At 38.2% G+C, this 14,248-nt stretch carries 17 protein-coding genes and 2 other annotated features; of the genes, 1 reads left to right on the forward strand and 16 read right to left on the reverse strand.

Going from position 1 to position 14,248, the window contains the following annotated elements:
* Positions 1–37: 37 nt before the first annotated feature.
* Positions 38–529 (reverse strand): dUTP diphosphatase, encoded by a 492-nt coding sequence (locus RTR43_RS08500; RefSeq protein ID WP_312471086.1) that lies wholly within the window; start codon positions 527–529, stop codon positions 38–40.
* 106 nt (positions 530–635) lie between these two features.
* Between RTR43_RS08500 and RTR43_RS08505 the strand changes: the two genes are divergently transcribed.
* Positions 636–1,013 carry a sigma-w pathway protein ysdB gene (locus RTR43_RS08505; protein ID WP_312471088.1) on the forward strand — a complete coding sequence of 126 codons (378 nt, stop codon included), beginning with the start codon at positions 636–638 and terminating at the stop codon, positions 1,011–1,013.
* A gap of 19 nt (positions 1,014–1,032) precedes the next feature.
* On the opposite strand, the gene RTR43_RS08510 is transcribed toward RTR43_RS08505, so the two are convergent.
* The 15 genes from RTR43_RS08510 to mutM all read right to left on the reverse strand — a co-directional run bounded on the left by RTR43_RS08510 (position 1,033) and on the right by mutM (position 14,247).
* Positions 1,033–1,293, reverse strand: a complete 261-nt coding sequence (locus RTR43_RS08510; protein WP_396954549.1) for a DUF1294 domain-containing protein — start codon at positions 1,291–1,293, stop codon at positions 1,033–1,035.
* A 99-nt stretch (positions 1,294–1,392) separates the two neighbouring features.
* Complete coding sequence (gene rplT, locus RTR43_RS08515; protein WP_007087364.1) at positions 1,393–1,752, reverse strand: 50S ribosomal protein L20; 360 nt, start codon at positions 1,750–1,752, stop codon at positions 1,393–1,395.
* A gap of 36 nt (positions 1,753–1,788) precedes the next feature.
* Positions 1,789–1,989: a 50S ribosomal protein L35 gene (rpmI, locus tag RTR43_RS08520; RefSeq protein WP_248736384.1), complete on the reverse strand. Its 201-nt coding sequence runs from the start codon at positions 1,987–1,989 to the stop codon at positions 1,789–1,791.
* Between the two features lie 19 nt (positions 1,990–2,008).
* Positions 2,009–2,512: a translation initiation factor IF-3 gene (gene infC, locus RTR43_RS08525; protein ID WP_141561135.1), complete on the reverse strand. Its 504-nt coding sequence runs from the start codon at positions 2,510–2,512 to the stop codon at positions 2,009–2,011.
* A 131-nt stretch (positions 2,513–2,643) separates the two neighbouring features.
* Positions 2,644–2,776, reverse strand: a sequence feature (ribosomal protein L20 leader region).
* Positions 2,777–2,946: 170 nt separating this feature from the next.
* On the reverse strand, positions 2,947–4,881 hold the full coding sequence (thrS, locus tag RTR43_RS08530; protein ID WP_312471093.1) for a threonine--tRNA ligase: 1,935 nt from the start codon (positions 4,879–4,881) through the stop codon (positions 2,947–2,949).
* 70 nt (positions 4,882–4,951) lie between these two features.
* Positions 4,952–5,198, reverse strand: a binding site (T-box leader).
* An 88-nt stretch (positions 5,199–5,286) separates the two neighbouring features.
* Positions 5,287–6,168 (reverse strand): putative sporulation protein YtxC, encoded by an 882-nt coding sequence (gene ytxC / locus RTR43_RS08535; protein ID WP_312471095.1) that lies wholly within the window; start codon positions 6,166–6,168, stop codon positions 5,287–5,289.
* A 166-nt stretch (positions 6,169–6,334) separates the two neighbouring features.
* Entirely contained in the window at positions 6,335–7,261 is a 927-nt protein-coding gene (gene dnaI / locus RTR43_RS08540; RefSeq protein WP_312471097.1) for a primosomal protein DnaI, read from the reverse strand.
* Between the two features lie 12 nt (positions 7,262–7,273).
* Positions 7,274–8,662, reverse strand: a complete 1,389-nt coding sequence (locus RTR43_RS08545; protein WP_312471100.1) for a replication initiation and membrane attachment family protein — start codon at positions 8,660–8,662, stop codon at positions 7,274–7,276.
* A gap of 109 nt (positions 8,663–8,771) precedes the next feature.
* Complete coding sequence (nrdR, locus tag RTR43_RS08550; RefSeq protein WP_248736379.1) at positions 8,772–9,233, reverse strand: transcriptional regulator NrdR; 462 nt, start codon at positions 9,231–9,233, stop codon at positions 8,772–8,774.
* Between the two features lie 90 nt (positions 9,234–9,323).
* Positions 9,324–9,722 carry a hypothetical protein gene (locus RTR43_RS08555; RefSeq protein WP_312471104.1) on the reverse strand — a complete coding sequence of 133 codons (399 nt, stop codon included), beginning with the start codon at positions 9,720–9,722 and terminating at the stop codon, positions 9,324–9,326.
* Between the two features lie 111 nt (positions 9,723–9,833).
* The gene (speD, locus tag RTR43_RS08560) at positions 9,834–10,208 is read right to left on the reverse strand and encodes an adenosylmethionine decarboxylase (protein ID WP_248736377.1); all 375 of its coding nucleotides are present in this window, start codon (positions 10,206–10,208) and stop codon (positions 9,834–9,836) included.
* 444 nt (positions 10,209–10,652) lie between these two features.
* On the reverse strand, positions 10,653–11,684 hold the full coding sequence (locus RTR43_RS08565; protein ID WP_312471107.1) for a glyceraldehyde-3-phosphate dehydrogenase: 1,032 nt from the start codon (positions 11,682–11,684) through the stop codon (positions 10,653–10,655).
* Between the two features lie 164 nt (positions 11,685–11,848).
* Positions 11,849–12,454: a dephospho-CoA kinase gene (coaE, locus tag RTR43_RS08570; RefSeq protein ID WP_312471109.1), complete on the reverse strand. Its 606-nt coding sequence runs from the start codon at positions 12,452–12,454 to the stop codon at positions 11,849–11,851.
* A gap of 95 nt (positions 12,455–12,549) precedes the next feature.
* Entirely contained in the window at positions 12,550–13,185 is a 636-nt protein-coding gene (ytaF, locus tag RTR43_RS08575; protein WP_312471110.1) for a sporulation membrane protein YtaF, read from the reverse strand.
* 234 nt (positions 13,186–13,419) lie between these two features.
* Positions 13,420–14,247 (reverse strand): DNA-formamidopyrimidine glycosylase, encoded by an 828-nt coding sequence (gene mutM, locus RTR43_RS08580; protein WP_312471112.1) that lies wholly within the window; start codon positions 14,245–14,247, stop codon positions 13,420–13,422.
* Between the last annotated feature and the right edge of the window lies 1 nt (position 14,248).

A 14,248-nucleotide genomic window follows, 5' to 3' on the forward strand; every position in this document is an offset into this window, starting at 1 on the left:
TTATACAAAAAAAGTCTGCAAATTCACAAATTTTCTGCTAATAGTTATTCTGTTGTCTCTGATAATTTACTTCGTTTTTTTGAAAATATGCCTGTTCCATTTCTAGCTGGGAAAATCCTAACTGATCCGCTAACTGCAAATAGGCTTCAAACAATTCTTTATAACTCATAAGATTTTTCGCTTTTTGAAAAATACTAATCAGTTCATAAATACGAAGAAATTGATCTGTTACATCCAAGGACGACGTATGCACATTCAATTCCATCTGCTGCCCATCAAAGCCACACTCAATCCCGAGTGATAAAATAAAATGGACACCATCCACAAACTCCTCGAGAATCACCTCTTTAGCGGAGGATGGCTTCACACTCCAAAATTTAAAACAGCGAGTTTCATTCGCTAATTCGCCAATTTCCACGAGCAAGGCAAGAATCTTTCTGTTAAATAAATCTTCGTCTTGCAGTCCATGCATTTCTTCGATATAGGCATCCAATGCCTTTTGCATTTGAAACAGTTTTTCTAGTTGCATGATTGACACCACTCCTTATGGAAAAATTATAACAAAGTGAGAAATGATTGAAACTTTTTTCATTTTGATTCGTATTAAAAGGAAAATAAGTGTAGGAGGCTTAGCCATGATTTGGTTGCTGCGCTTCGTATTGTTGTTTATCATTTTTTTCTTATTATATTTGGCGGTAAAATTCCTTTTTACATCGAGCAGAAAACTTGAAACTGCTCGTAAACAAAAACGATTTTTACTGATTGATAATGATGATGTCAGAAAGAATTTTATGCTCACCTATAAAGGTTCGGTATTTGCTGGTGAAAAATATATGGGTAGTAAAGATAACACCTTTGACGTTGTCTCCATCCTTATTTGGCCCGAAGATTCAGCCACACTCAAAGGGATGGTAAAGGATGACTTTTTTTATATCGATAATAAAATACTTGAGCACTATCCAAATGCTGAAATCAATTGGAAAAGCCCTGTGAAGGAATTTTTACAGCAATAGCCGCCAATCATGCGGCATTTTATAATAGCCATTTAAATAGAAGAATAAGTTCTAGAATGGCAAGGACAGGAAAACCAATTTTAAACGATACATGCTTTGTTTTATGACGGAAAACCTGCATCCCTACCGTCGTCCCAACTGCTCCTCCAAATAAGGCCACAAGCCACAATGTCCGTTCACGAATTCTATACTTGTGGTTTTTCGCCCGCTTTTTATCCTCTCCCATAACCCAAAGCCCGACAATATTCATGATAAAAAAAGCCGGAATCAATATAGTCATTCTCTATATCCCCTTTATAGAAAAAGCCATTCTCATCAAAGAGAATGGCCTTATCGAAACTTGTCTAGCTTCAGCGCCTAGGCGCTTCCGCTTTTCTTATTACTTATTGTTTTGTTGTTTTGCAACGTTTGCTAATTCAGCAAATGCGTTTGCATCACTTACTGCTAATTCAGCAAGCATCTTGCGGTTTACTTCGATACCAGCAAGCTTTAAGCCGTGCATTAAACGGCTGTAAGAAAGACCGTTCATACGAGCTGCTGCATTGATACGAGTAATCCAAAGTTTGCGGAAGTCGCGTTTTTTCTGGCGACGGTCGCGGAATGCATACATTAAAGATTTCATAACCTGTTGGTTAGCAACTTTATATAATGTATGTTTTGAACCGTAATAACCTTTTGCTAATTTAAGAACTTTTTTACGACGCTTGCGCGTAACTGTACCGCCTTTTACACGTGGCATGTAATTTCCCTCCTATATAAATCGATCTGTCCGAGATTATTTTACGTAAGTTAATAATTGACGAATGCGTTTGAAATCGCCTTTTGAAACAAGACCTGCTTTGCGAAGTTTACGCTTAGCTTTTGTTGATTTGTTAGCGAATAAGTGGCTTGTATAAGCATGGTCACGCTTAAGTTGACCAGAACCAGTTTTCTTGAAACGCTTTGCAGCGCCGCGGTGAGTTTTCATTTTTGGCATTGTAATAGTCCTCCCTATATTACTTATCGTTTTTAGGTGCTAAAACTAGGAACATGCTTCGTCCATCCATTTTAGGATGTGATTCGATCGTTGCAACTTCCTTGCACGCTTCGGAAAAACGGTCTAACACACGTTGACCGATTTCTTTATGGGTAATCGCCCGGCCTTTGAAACGGATTGACGCTTTTACCTTGTCGCCTTTTTCCAAAAACTTAATGGCATTACGAAGCTTTGTATTAAAGTCATGTTCATCAATCGTTGGGCTTAGACGAACTTCTTTAGTAGTAATAATCTTTTGATTCTTACGAGCTTCTTTTTCTTTCTTTTGATTCTCGAATTTAAATTTGCCATAGTCCATAATCCGGGCTACCGGAGGCTTTGCATTTGGTGCAACCAGTACCAAATCAAGATTCACTCGTCCGGCAATCTCCAACGCTTCAAATTTGGTTTTAATCCCCAATTGTTCGCCGTTTTGATCAATTAAGCGAACTTCACGAGCGCGAATGCCCTCATTTAACAACATGTCTTTGCTAATAATTAGCCACCTCCAAAGTTTTATCACGAATACAACGTCCGGGTCAAGAAACATCTAATCTGACACCATGTTGAATCGACAGGTAGTAAAAACTTTTTATTATTGCATTTCTTAAGGATGCAAACAAAAAAGTGTAGGTGTATACACCCACACTTTACAGAACATAAGTAATAAACAAAAAGTTCACGTAAAACCTGCCAACTGCTTAAATCGCGTCAATCAGGTGAGAAGCGGGTGCTTCTTCTTTTCCCTAAAACAAGTATTCAATTTTACTTTAGTAACTATATCATAAGCAAAGATGTAATGTCAAACTTACTTTTCATGACAACGAAATTTATTTTATCAAGAAACAAAAAATTATTCAATACAATTTTTTTATTTCTGTCAAACAAAAAGAGGGGATCGCCCCTCTTTTCAAAAATTTATCCTTTTTTGACTTCAGCTTTTATTGAAGCGAGAAACTCGGCAAACGGCTTTGTTTCTGAGTTTTGCTCACCATATTTGCGAACGTTGACGGCCTGATCTTCAACCTCTTTATCGCCAACAACCAGCATATATGGAATTTTTTGCATTTGTGCTTCACGGATTTTATAGCCGATTTTTTCGTCACGGCCATCTAATTCGACACGGAAGCCTTCATTTTGCAGCTGCTCCTGAACTTGTTTTGCATAATCGTAATGCGCGCCAGGCGATACAGGAATGACTTGAACCTGCACTGGAGCCAGCCATGTTGGGAATGCCCCTTTGTACTCTTCGATTAAGAAGGAGACAAACCGTTCCATAGTTGACACGACACCACGGTGGATAACAACCGGACGATGTGGCTTTCCATCTTCGCCGACATAAGTTAAATCAAACCGCTCCGGCAACAAGAAATCCAATTGAACAGTAGATAAGGTTTCATCCTTCCCTAACGCAGTTCTAACTTGAACATCAAGCTTAGGGCCGTAGAAGGCAGCTTCTCCTTCTGCTTCATAATAATCAAGTCCAAGGTCATCCATCGCTTCCTTCAGCATGCCCTGTGCTTTTTCCCACATCGCATCATCATCAAAATACTTTTCAGTATCCTGTGGGTCCCGGTAGGAAAGACGGAAGGAATAATCATTCAAATTAAAGTCTTTATATACAGCTAATATAAGGTTTACAACCCGTTTGAATTCATCTTTAATTTGGTCAGGTCGAACAAAGATATGAGCATCATTTAAAGTCATTCCACGAACACGCTGCAATCCGGATAATGCTCCTGACATTTCATAACGGTGCATCGTACCTAATTCTGCAATCCGAATCGGAAGTTCACGATAACTGTGAATGCTATTTTTATACACCATCATATGATGCGGACAGTTCATTGGACGAAGAACTAATTGCTCGTTATCCATGTCCATTATCGGGAACATGTCTTCTTGATAGTGATCCCAGTGACCTGAAGTTTTATAAAGATCCACACTGCCCATCACAGGAGTATAAACATGGTCATAACCCAGGCGTACTTCCTTATCGACAATATAGCGCTCAACTATACGGCGAATGGTTGCCCCTTTAGGAAGCCATAATGGTAATCCCTGCCCAACTAATTGGGAAGTAGTGAAAAGGTTCAATTCTTTCCCAATTTTACGGTGATCACGCTCTTTCGCCTCTTCAAGCAATCGAAGGTGTTCAGCTAAATCCTCCTTCTTAAAGAAGGCAGTTCCATAAACACGCTGCAGCATTTTATTGTCACTATTGCCTCTCCAGTAAGCACCAGCAATGCTCAACAATTTGAATTCTTTAATTTTTCCTGTCGAAGGAACATGGACACCGCGGCACAGGTCAACAAATTCACCTTGTTGATAAAGTGTTACCGTTTCCTCATCAGGAATCACTTCAATGAGTTCAAGCTTATATGGATCATCCATTTCTTTAAAAAGCTGAACTGCCTCATCCCTGCTTACTTCTTTACGGATAATTTCAAGGTTTTCATTTATGATTTTCGCCATTTCTTTTTCAATCTTTGGCAGGTCTTCAGGTGTTAATGATTCCTCAAGATCCATATCATAATAGAATCCACCTTCGATGACGGGTCCTACACCAAGATTTACACCAGGATACAGCCTTTTAACAGCCTGTGCCATTAGGTGCGCTGTACTGTGGCGCAAAACCTCTAATGCATCACTGGAATCAGGTACTACGATTTCTACGGAACCGTCTTCTAGGATTGGACGGCGAAGATCAAACATTTGTCCGTTCCATTTACCGGCAATCGCTTTTTTCTTCAGGCCAGGGCTAATGGATGCGGCAATATCTTCCGTTGTTGTTCCTCTTGGGAACTCCTTTACTGCTCCATCAGGAAACGAAATCTTTACAACGTCTGACATAACAATTCCTCCTATTCATTTAAGCGCCATAAAAGGTGCGCTTTTAAAAAATAAAAAAACCCATCCCTGGAATAGGGACGAGTTTTGATTAACACGTGGTTCCACCCAATTTTTCATTTTCAATGCACATCACTGAAAATGACTTTGGTCCGGTAACGGTGGTAGCCGTCAACAATTACTTACCTCATCGAAAGAGGAAGTGTTCACTGCTGAAGTTTAAAGGTGGTAAGTATATTTTTCGTGTTAGGAGACTTTCAGCCGCGGCCCCCCTCTCTATAAACCGTAAAAAATACTGTTATCCTTATCATAACTGTTACTGTAATTTTTTATTATGTAGGTTATTATAATGATTTCAGTTTGAAAATGCAAGGGACATATAACTAAATATTGCCATAACTTTTTACTTTATCCATGATTTTCTGAAGAATTATTATTCGCGACCCATTGTTTCATCTCACGGAGATCCTCAAACGTTTTAATGGTTACTCTTTCTTCGAAGATATTTTTGATTGTTCTAACAAGCGGTTCTTCAGGTTCTTTCGTATAAATAAAAATAGTGGTTGGCGCAAGCGATAAAAGCGGTGCAATTGAGACGGAATCAACGTAAACAGGATGATTAACTAGTAATTTACGGTCAATCATTCTTGTTAATTCACCACGTTTAATCTCAACTAAAAGTTCATTATAAAAAGTAATTTCTTCATCAAAAAGCAAATGAAGAATGTCCATTTTTGGCTCGCGATTCGTCAAAAAGTCTCTGAGCATTTGTACAAACATTTGATATTCCTGCTCCATTTTATATTCATCAATGGCAATCTCCACATAGGACTCCAACAGATGGAGGTAAGGACGCAAGCGGAATTTTAGAAAAGAGTCAAAGGAAAAGGAAACATTATCTTGAAAAATGTGATGGATTGCAGCCTTAATAAAACTTGTATCATCGTTTGTTTCTTTTAAGAAAACAGCAAGATCCTCCCTTTTTCCTTCAAGAACAGAATAGATAATTTCCATAATTTGCTGTTGCTCTTCTACATCTTCATAATAATAATGGCCTGCTACTATTTCCCTAAACCATTCATCCCGTTTGATATTCGTGATGAAATCATAAAAGGCAGTTTTGACCAAACTAAACATATTCATAGTTAAGCAGTCATCTAAAATTTTTACTATATGTCGATCTTCTAAAAGAAGAAAAGTTTCTTTGTCTCGATTATATGGTAAGTACTTCAGCAAGTGGTTATAAAATGTTTGTGCTTCCACTTTGCTTTGGAAGATGATTTCCGCCAACCAAATCCCCCCTTTGAGCAAATCTCTGTTTTAAATATATATGGGGGACTTGACCAAAATAGAAGTTCACTAACACAGGCTTTTAACAAATACTGAAATAAATTATACAAAAAAAGGAACACTGACATTTTTCAGTGATCCTTCATAAATATTTCTCGATTTATCCTTACCTGCGATTCGGACCGTCTACTAGAACCGGTTCGCTCAGCGTTCGAATCCGCTCCATAATTCGCCTTGCCTTCATTTTTTCTTCTTCGCCGCGCTGGCTGTAGGTTAGATGATGCTCCAGCTCCCCAAAATTAAAGTTTGAGGTGAAAAATGTGGGCAAACTTTCAAGCATTCGGAACTGCAGGATTGGTCCCAGTACCTCATCCCTTGTCCAGCTTGATACGCCTTCAGCCCCAATATCATCAAGCATTAAAATCGGTTCTTTTTTCAGTGCTTCTATTTTTTCGTTTAAAGTAGAATCAGCGATTGAGCTTTTCATCTCTCTTAATAATTCAGGTACATAGACGATCATTGAGGAAATTTGTTTCTTCGCAAGTTCATTTGCAATTGCCCCTAGCAAATAGGATTTCCCTACACCGAATTTCCCATGGAGATATAGGCCCTTTGCCTTTTTACCTGTTTCATAATTCATTAAGAATGTCGCAGCTTTATCACCCGCATCCAGTCTTCCTGAGTCCCCATCAAAATCCTCAAAGGTAGCTTCAAGTATATCTCTCGGTACATAAAGACTTTTGATTAACTTTTCATTTTTCTTTTTTTCATCCATCATCATTTTTCTTGAGCAGCGTTTATAAACAACATCGATGGAGTTTCGGGTAACCACCAATTCAGGGTGATACCCTTTCATAAAGTTCATACACTTTTCAAGACTTTCGCAGAGGTCGCAATCCTTGCTTTGGTTTGTATATTCGTATAGTTTGCTCATACTTTTTTCAATCATATCTTGAGTAATCTCATTTTGATACTGAGCTAAAAATGCTTTAATACCCGGATGTTGAAGGACTTGTTGTCGCTGCTGCTCATAGCGTTTTTGAAAATTTTCATTAGAGGCTAGCCGCTGCATTGTTTTATTTATTTTCTCCACAAATTGTCACCTCTACTTCCTGAATGCCTTTAATTTTTCTTTAATTGCCTGCTTTTTCGCCTCATCTTCTGAGTTGTTTCCTTGTGAAGTATCTTTGTTCGCTTCTTCTGAGCTTTCATTAAACCAATCGGGAATTAACTCAGTCCGAATTGGCTTTTTATTCGCTCCCTTTCCAGCCTTTTTGCTATCAGTCCGAATGCGATCCTCGTTCTTTGCGAGTTCCATCGCTTCCTTAACCGTTTTTACTTGCTTTCGTGCCCAATGACTTGCAGTTGTTTCGACAAATCCCTTTGTAAATTTCATATCCGTTTTTATCAAAACAACCTCAATCATTACATTTACAACACCTGGGGGAAGTTTATACTTAATCATAATTTCTTCCAAAGCTTTTAAATTGGAATTGGAAGGTTCTACTCCACCCGAAAGATCTTTAAATACGATTAGTGGTGGGGTCGTTTCATAATAACGAATTAATTTTTCTTCCTGTGTTTTTGGCTCGGTTACTTGAACTTGATGAGCAACCGGCTGTGTTCGATTAATAAGGCTCGGTAATTGTTCATAATTGACAAATTGATACCAATCACGAGCTCCTTTTCTTAAGTCCTCAATATCAATTTCATCATTCGGATTAATGGCACCTAAGATGAAATTTTTCATTTCAATTGGATTGATATTATAAAGAAACGCAAGATTACTAATAACATTTTTCACCTTTGGTGTCAGTGCTCTTTGGGGGACAAGCGATTCATTCAGACCTGCTGCTAACAAATTAAAATCAAACGTATTGATATCAACTTGGAGTGGATTTGTTTCATTTCGGCCAATAAATTGTTGATTTTCGTCCGCTTCAACATCTGCAGATACGTCCTGAAAGTATTGGAGACTCTCTGGTGCGGCCGAGGCAAACACATCTTGAAAAGCAGCCGTAACCTCATGATACTCATTTTCCTTTGGTTTTTGCTTGTCAGTAAAAAAACGTTTAAGCCGGGCAAAATGATTTTTTCCTATTTTTCGATAAAGATAAATATTTAGCATCCCATCCAAAAAAAATTGCTCAGGATTTAACGGGGGATGCAGTTCGTAAATAAAGGACCTTTCCTCTTCATTCGTTTTGACATAGACCTTTAATAAACCAATGCCCTCTAGCTTTAGTCTTGCTTCGTAAATATCCTTTAAATTCATTTCTAACAGATTCATTAAAAGATGGTGGGTGGAAGATTCAGACCAAAGTCGATTTTCCTCGAGTTCTGCCCAGAGGGTCATATACAAACTATAGCATGTGGATCCAATCAAAGGCTGATATAAAAACGTCAGCACTTTTCGGTCATACTCATGCAAAAGCCCATTAGCAACTACATTATAACGGTCAATAGGAAGAATTTCCTGCCAATGCTGCGCCATATCATTCCAACCTTTCCCCTATTAGTTAGATTACTGTCTAGCTCCAGTGCCCAGAGGCTAGTGTACTTCGCGTTCCTAGTTAAAAAAAGCTAAAGACCTCTTTAGCTCCTTAGGATTTTTCTCTTTTGATTAATTCTTTTAATTCATCAATAAAGACATTTATATCTTTAAATTGGCGGTAAACAGAGGCAAATCTTACGTAGGCAACTTCATCGACATGGGCCAACCTGTCCATCACCATTTCGCCAACCGCTCCACTTTTAATTTCAGAAATCCCCTGACTGCGAAGGTCCTTTTCAACACCATGCGTGATATCTTCTAATTCCTTTAGAGCAACAGGCCGCTTCTCACATGCCTTAATCAAGCCTCGCAAAATTTTCTCACGGCTGAACTCTTCCCTCGTACCTTCCTTTTTTACTACGATTAAGGGTATCTCTTCGATTTTTTCAAAGGTTGTAAATCGATATCCGCATTCTTCGCATTCCCGTCTTCTTCTTGTTGCACGTCCTTCATCAACAGGTCGAGAGTCAAGCACGCGTGTACCATAATTTTGACATGAAGGGCATTTCATTATTCATCAACTCCAAATCTACACAATCAATCCCGAACAAAATCCTACTTTTATCTTATAAAAAAGAGCATCTGTATACAAGTAAAAGTGTTATGAGTTTTTTCCTGTTCCTAATAAGTTATGTACCTGATTAATTCGTTGGTAATATGAGTTAATCCGTGTTTTTAAATCAGGATAGGTGCCGAAAAGTGAAAATCTCTCAGATGAAATATTAAAGTCCACGGCGGTTTCCATCGGCCTTACAGACACAATGGTAACAATCAAGAAACAGGAAAACGGTTTACTGACTTCGACAGCAATCTCCCCATGCTCCTTGGACACTGTCGTCACCCGGCAATCGGCATCTTCATGAAATATCTTATCAACCGCTGCAAACAATTGATTAAACGTTGCCTTATAGTAATGCGTCTTCAGTGCATCCTCGGTGTGGTGATCAGAAGTTTCGATTTGCTTCTTAAAACGAGTAAATAAATTTATTAAAATAGCCATATAACCACTCCGTTCATCTTCGCTTTTATTCTAGTTTACAACATTTTCTGTAAAAATATAAAAAGAGGTGTACAATTACATACACCTCTTTGCTTTAATTTTTATAAAGAATTACAGTACCTTTGCCTGTTTTACATTTACAGGACCCATACCACGTGGAATTTCAATATTTTCACGTGTTTCGGCATTTAATGCTTCAGCAATATAGTCAGCAGCAACATTCGGATTTAAATCTCCACATGTGTACACATCAATGCTTGCATATCCATGTTCCGGAAAGCTGTGAATTGTAAGGTGCGATTCAGATATAATGACCACTCCGCTTACACCATGTGGAGCAAATTTATGAAATGCTACCTCACGGATTTCTGCACCTGATTTAAGAGCAGCTTCGACAAAAGTTCTTTCAATAAAGTCCATATCATTTAATTTTTCAAAGTCGCATCCCCAAAGCTCAGCGATGACGTGACGTCCCATTGTTTCCATATTTAATTCCCCCTTAAGCTTTTTGTGATCCCTCTTAAAATCCTGTTATTGACGGTATCTTTGAACTACCACGGGGGAAAGTTAGTCCAAAGAGGTCCTAACCCTTTAAGTAGCTAATTGATACCTAATTTCAAGAAGTTCACGATGACTAGTATACTTTGTTTATATTTATTTTGCAACCTATCAAAACAAAAATTATTATTAAAAATGCGGAAGCATTATAATAAAAAAACATTAATTTACACAGCTATTTTATGCAAAATTGTCCTAAATGGTACAAAAAACAAACCTGAGCTTCACCTAATTCAAAGTGTTTTTAACTTACACTAGTTAAGCTGATCATTTTTGCACCATCTACCCCTTTTCAAAACAAAAAAGCTGTCAATCAACAGCTTTTTTGTTCTCTAGATATTATCTTTTGGAGCTTAATCTTGCTTTTTTAAGTTATCCAACCTTCATCTGTGACGATTTTGCAATTTTCTCTGCCACATTTACAGTTAGATCAACAACACGTGAGGAATAGCCCCACTCGTTATCGTACCAAGCTAAAACCTTTACCTTCCTAGTTCCCATCACCATTGTCGAAAGACCATCTATAATGGCAGAATGTTCGTTTGTATTAAAATCGACTGACACAAGTGGTTCCATGGTGAAATCCAAAATTCCTTTTAAACGACCATTTGCAGCCTCAATAAATGCTTGATTGATTTCATCAACCGTCACATCGTGGTTAAGGTCGACAACTAAATCAACCAGTGAAACGTTTGGTGTTGGAACACGAAGTGACATTCCGTGCAATTTTCCCTTTAACTTCGGTAAAACAAGTGATAACGCTTTGGCAGCCCCTGTTGTTGTAGGAATGATGGATTGTCCACATGCACGGGCCCGACGTAAATCTTTATGTGGATTATCGATATTTTTTTGGTCATTTGTATAGGCATGAATAGTTGTCATTAAACCGCTTTCAATACCAAACTTTTCGTCTAACACCTTTGCGACCGGTGCAAGACAGTTTGTGGTACAGGATGCATTGGAAATAATATCGTGCTCAGTAATATCGAGCATATCTTCATTAACACCCATCACAATGGTAACATCCTCGTTTTTTCCCGGAGCTGTCAAGATTACTTTTTTGGCTCCTGCTTCTAAATGAAGTGCGGCTTTTTCCCTGGAATTAAACTTTCCGGTTGCTTCAATAACGATATCAACACCAAGTTCTCTCCATGGAAGCTCTTCGGGATTACGCTTACTTAATAGCTTGATTCTTTTTCCATTAACGATTAACTCATTATCTAAAGGAATTATATCTCCCTGAAAAGGTCCATGGTTTGTATCATATTTAAGTAAATGAGCTAATGTTTCTGCCGGATAGCTCGCATTGATCGCAACAATCTCAAACTTTTTTTCAAGGATGGCTTTTCTAAAAACCATTCTCCCGATTCTCCCAAAACCATTTATTGCAATTCTCGCCTTCATTTTACGGCCCCTTCCGCATTAATGTTATACTTATGACTTGTTTTAATGTAATTAGTATAACATATTTAGGTTTAATTGTGATGAATAAACGGCGGATTTTTTTATGTTTTATAATTCAGAAAACTTATTAACAAAAAAAAGAGAAGGTTGGCCCCTTCTCACATTCATTTCTGATTGATTCCCCATCGATTTAATATATCAATGAGCTGCTTTTTGGTATCCATGACTGATCCATTATTGTCAATGACCTCATCTGCCAACTTTACTTTTTCCGACAAAGGCATTTGAGAGCGAATCCTTGCCTCAGCATCAACTGTAGTTAGATTATTTCTTTCTATTAACCTTTGCAATTGCGTTTCATTGTCCACATAAACAAGTATGGTTTTATCCACCATATTGGTTAACTTACTTTCAAATAATAATGGGATATCCAGAACAATGACTTTTTCCTTGTTCAGTTTGGCGACTTCAATTTGTTTGTTCATCCTCCTTCTTACTTCTGGATGGACAATATCGTTTAAGAGCTTTCTTTTCTCAGAATGGTGAAAAATGATGGAACCAAGTTTTTGTCTATCGATTTCTTCATCCTCTAATAAAATCTCCTTACCAAATTCAGCGATGATTTTAAGATAGGCTGGTTCTCCTTTTTCTACCGCTAGGCGTGATTCCACATCTGCATCGATAATTGAGATATCCATTTCCTTTAACATATTGGATACTGTACTTTTTCCACTGGCAATTCCGCCTGTTAAACCAATAACTAGTGCCATGTTCAAGTCCTTCCTAGTAATTTCAGAATATATCTTTGAACGTTGATAATTGTCTAGCTTCATCGCAGCTTATCAGACACTTACACTTTTCTTATTCATAATTTCCAAATCCCTATCATAATTAATAGGACCCCTGGCAAAAACGTAAACTTTTGAATCCATTCAAACCGATGAAAAAAAGTTCCGCTTTTTATTCCTAAAAGAACAAATAGTGAACTCATGATCGCAACGGTAAAGGCTAAATAGAAGGGGGAGAAGCCAAGCATTGCAGCCCCAATCCCTGCTCCAAAAGAGTCTAAAGACAGCGCAAGGCCTAGCATTAACGCTTCAATTCCTGTAATCGTACCGGATTGGTCAAAATCAGCAGACATAGGCTTTTTCAAGATATTAATCGCTAATCCAAGGGAGCGTATTTCAAAATTCACAATGGTCTTTTCTTGTTTTAAGTTTTCTTTTTCTTTCTCTGGCCGGAAATATTGATACATAACCCCTGCCCCAAGAGCTATCAGAATGACTCCTCCAAGGCTTGCCGTGATGCTTGGTGATAAAACTTTTTCGAGAACATGCCCAATTGACACGGCAATCATTAAAGAAACAGCCGAGCATGTTGCAATAATAAGAACTGACTTACTCGGCATTACCATTTTCCTAAGACCATAGGTAAATCCTACGCTAAAGCTATCAAGGCTGAGGGCAAAAGCTAAAATGAAAAGTGAGAACAACTGAACCATGCTGTCTAGGACTCCTTCCTCCAAAATCACTAAGATAGTATATGGAAGCAGCCCATCCAAGGTTAATGTTATTCATAGAAAAGCGGAAGCGCACGTTTAGCGACGTATGGATTGGATCCGCTCCGACTGAGATAAAGGAAACACGAAGAGCGATAGCGATTCGATGTTGACCTATCGTAGGGAGGAGAGGGCCAATACACTAGTCGCTGGGCGCTAGAGCTAGACAATCAATGTTTATAACTTCTGGCAGATTGGACAATAGTGAGTACCTCTACCTCCAACTTTTGTTTTTTCAAGTGGTGTACCACATCTTTTACACTCTTCACCTTCACGTCCATATGCATATAACTCAAGCTGAAACATGCCTATTTCACCTTGAGAGTTAACATAGGAACGAATTGTACTACCGCCTTTATTAACCGCTTCACTTAAGGTAGCAACAATTTCCCGGTGGAGAATGACAATTTCAGTTTCATTTAGAGTATTAGCAAGACGTTCGGGGTGGATTCCTGCCCGAAAAAGCGCCTCATCGACATATATGTTTCCTAGCCCCACAAATAATTTTTGATCTAATAATGCCGGCTTAACTTTCCTGTTTGTCTTTTTTAGCTTCATAGCCAAATACTCTTCGGTAAATTCCTCTGAAAAGGGCTCTGGACCAAGGTCAATCAGTGGTGACTTTTGAAATTCTTCCCCTTTTTTATATAAATGCATCGTTCCAAATTTACGAACGTCCCGGTACCTTAATTCTGTATCATCGGTAAAGTGAAAAAGCACATGGGTATGTTTATCAAGGGGCTCATGCTTAGGATAAAGCCCATATTTCCCTTCCATTCGTAAGTGAGATACCAATGCATAATGATTAGTATAGATTAGTAAAAATTTCCCTCTCCGCCCGACATCAACAATCGTCTCTCCTTTTAAGGCATCAATAAATTGTTCCACCTCTAAAGGATGTTTGATGATTTTTGGCCAGTAGACGGTAATAGTATTAATTGTTTTATTGAGAACTAAATGTTTTAATGTTTTCCGTACGGTTTCAACCTCAGGCAGTTCTGGCATT

The organism is Neobacillus sp. (assembly GCF_031988165.1).
Classification (GTDB): Bacteria; Bacillota; Bacilli; order Bacillales; family Cytobacillaceae; genus Neobacillus; species Neobacillus rhizosphaerae.

Excerpts from the sequence above, each read along its gene's own strand:
- RTR43_RS08500 (WP_312471086.1), bottom strand. The coding sequence starts at position 529 with ATGCAACTAGAAAAACTGTTTCAAATGCAAAAGGCATTGGATGCCTAT.
- RTR43_RS08505 (WP_312471088.1), top strand. The coding sequence starts at position 636 with ATGATTTGGTTGCTGCGCTTCGTATTGTTGTTTATCATTTTTTTCTTA.
- RTR43_RS08510 (WP_396954549.1), bottom strand. The coding sequence starts at position 1,293 with ATGACTATATTGATTCCGGCTTTTTTTATCATGAATATTGTCGGGCTT.
- rplT (WP_007087364.1), bottom strand. The coding sequence starts at position 1,752 with ATGCCACGTGTAAAAGGCGGTACAGTTACGCGCAAGCGTCGTAAAAAA.
- rpmI (WP_248736384.1), bottom strand. The coding sequence starts at position 1,989 with ATGCCAAAAATGAAAACTCACCGCGGCGCTGCAAAGCGTTTCAAGAAA.
- infC (WP_141561135.1), bottom strand. The coding sequence starts at position 2,512 with ATGTTGTTAAATGAGGGCATTCGCGCTCGTGAAGTTCGCTTAATTGAT.
- thrS (WP_312471093.1), bottom strand. The coding sequence starts at position 4,881 with ATGTCAGACGTTGTAAAGATTTCGTTTCCTGATGGAGCAGTAAAGGAG.
- RTR43_RS08545 (WP_312471100.1), bottom strand. The coding sequence starts at position 8,662 with ATGGCGCAGCATTGGCAGGAAATTCTTCCTATTGACCGTTATAATGTA.
- nrdR (WP_248736379.1), bottom strand. The coding sequence starts at position 9,233 with ATGAAATGCCCTTCATGTCAAAATTATGGTACACGCGTGCTTGACTCT.
- RTR43_RS08555 (WP_312471104.1), bottom strand. The coding sequence starts at position 9,722 with ATGGCTATTTTAATAAATTTATTTACTCGTTTTAAGAAGCAAATCGAA.
- speD (WP_248736377.1), bottom strand. The coding sequence starts at position 10,208 with ATGGAAACAATGGGACGTCACGTCATCGCTGAGCTTTGGGGATGCGAC.
- RTR43_RS08565 (WP_312471107.1), bottom strand. The coding sequence starts at position 11,684 with ATGAAGGCGAGAATTGCAATAAATGGTTTTGGGAGAATCGGGAGAATG.
- coaE (WP_312471109.1), bottom strand. The coding sequence starts at position 12,454 with ATGGCACTAGTTATTGGTTTAACAGGCGGAATTGCCAGTGGAAAAAGT.
- ytaF (WP_312471110.1), bottom strand. The coding sequence starts at position 13,185 with ATGGTTCAGTTGTTCTCACTTTTCATTTTAGCTTTTGCCCTCAGCCTT.
- mutM (WP_312471112.1), bottom strand. The coding sequence starts at position 14,247 with ATGCCAGAACTGCCTGAGGTTGAAACCGTACGGAAAACATTAAAACAT.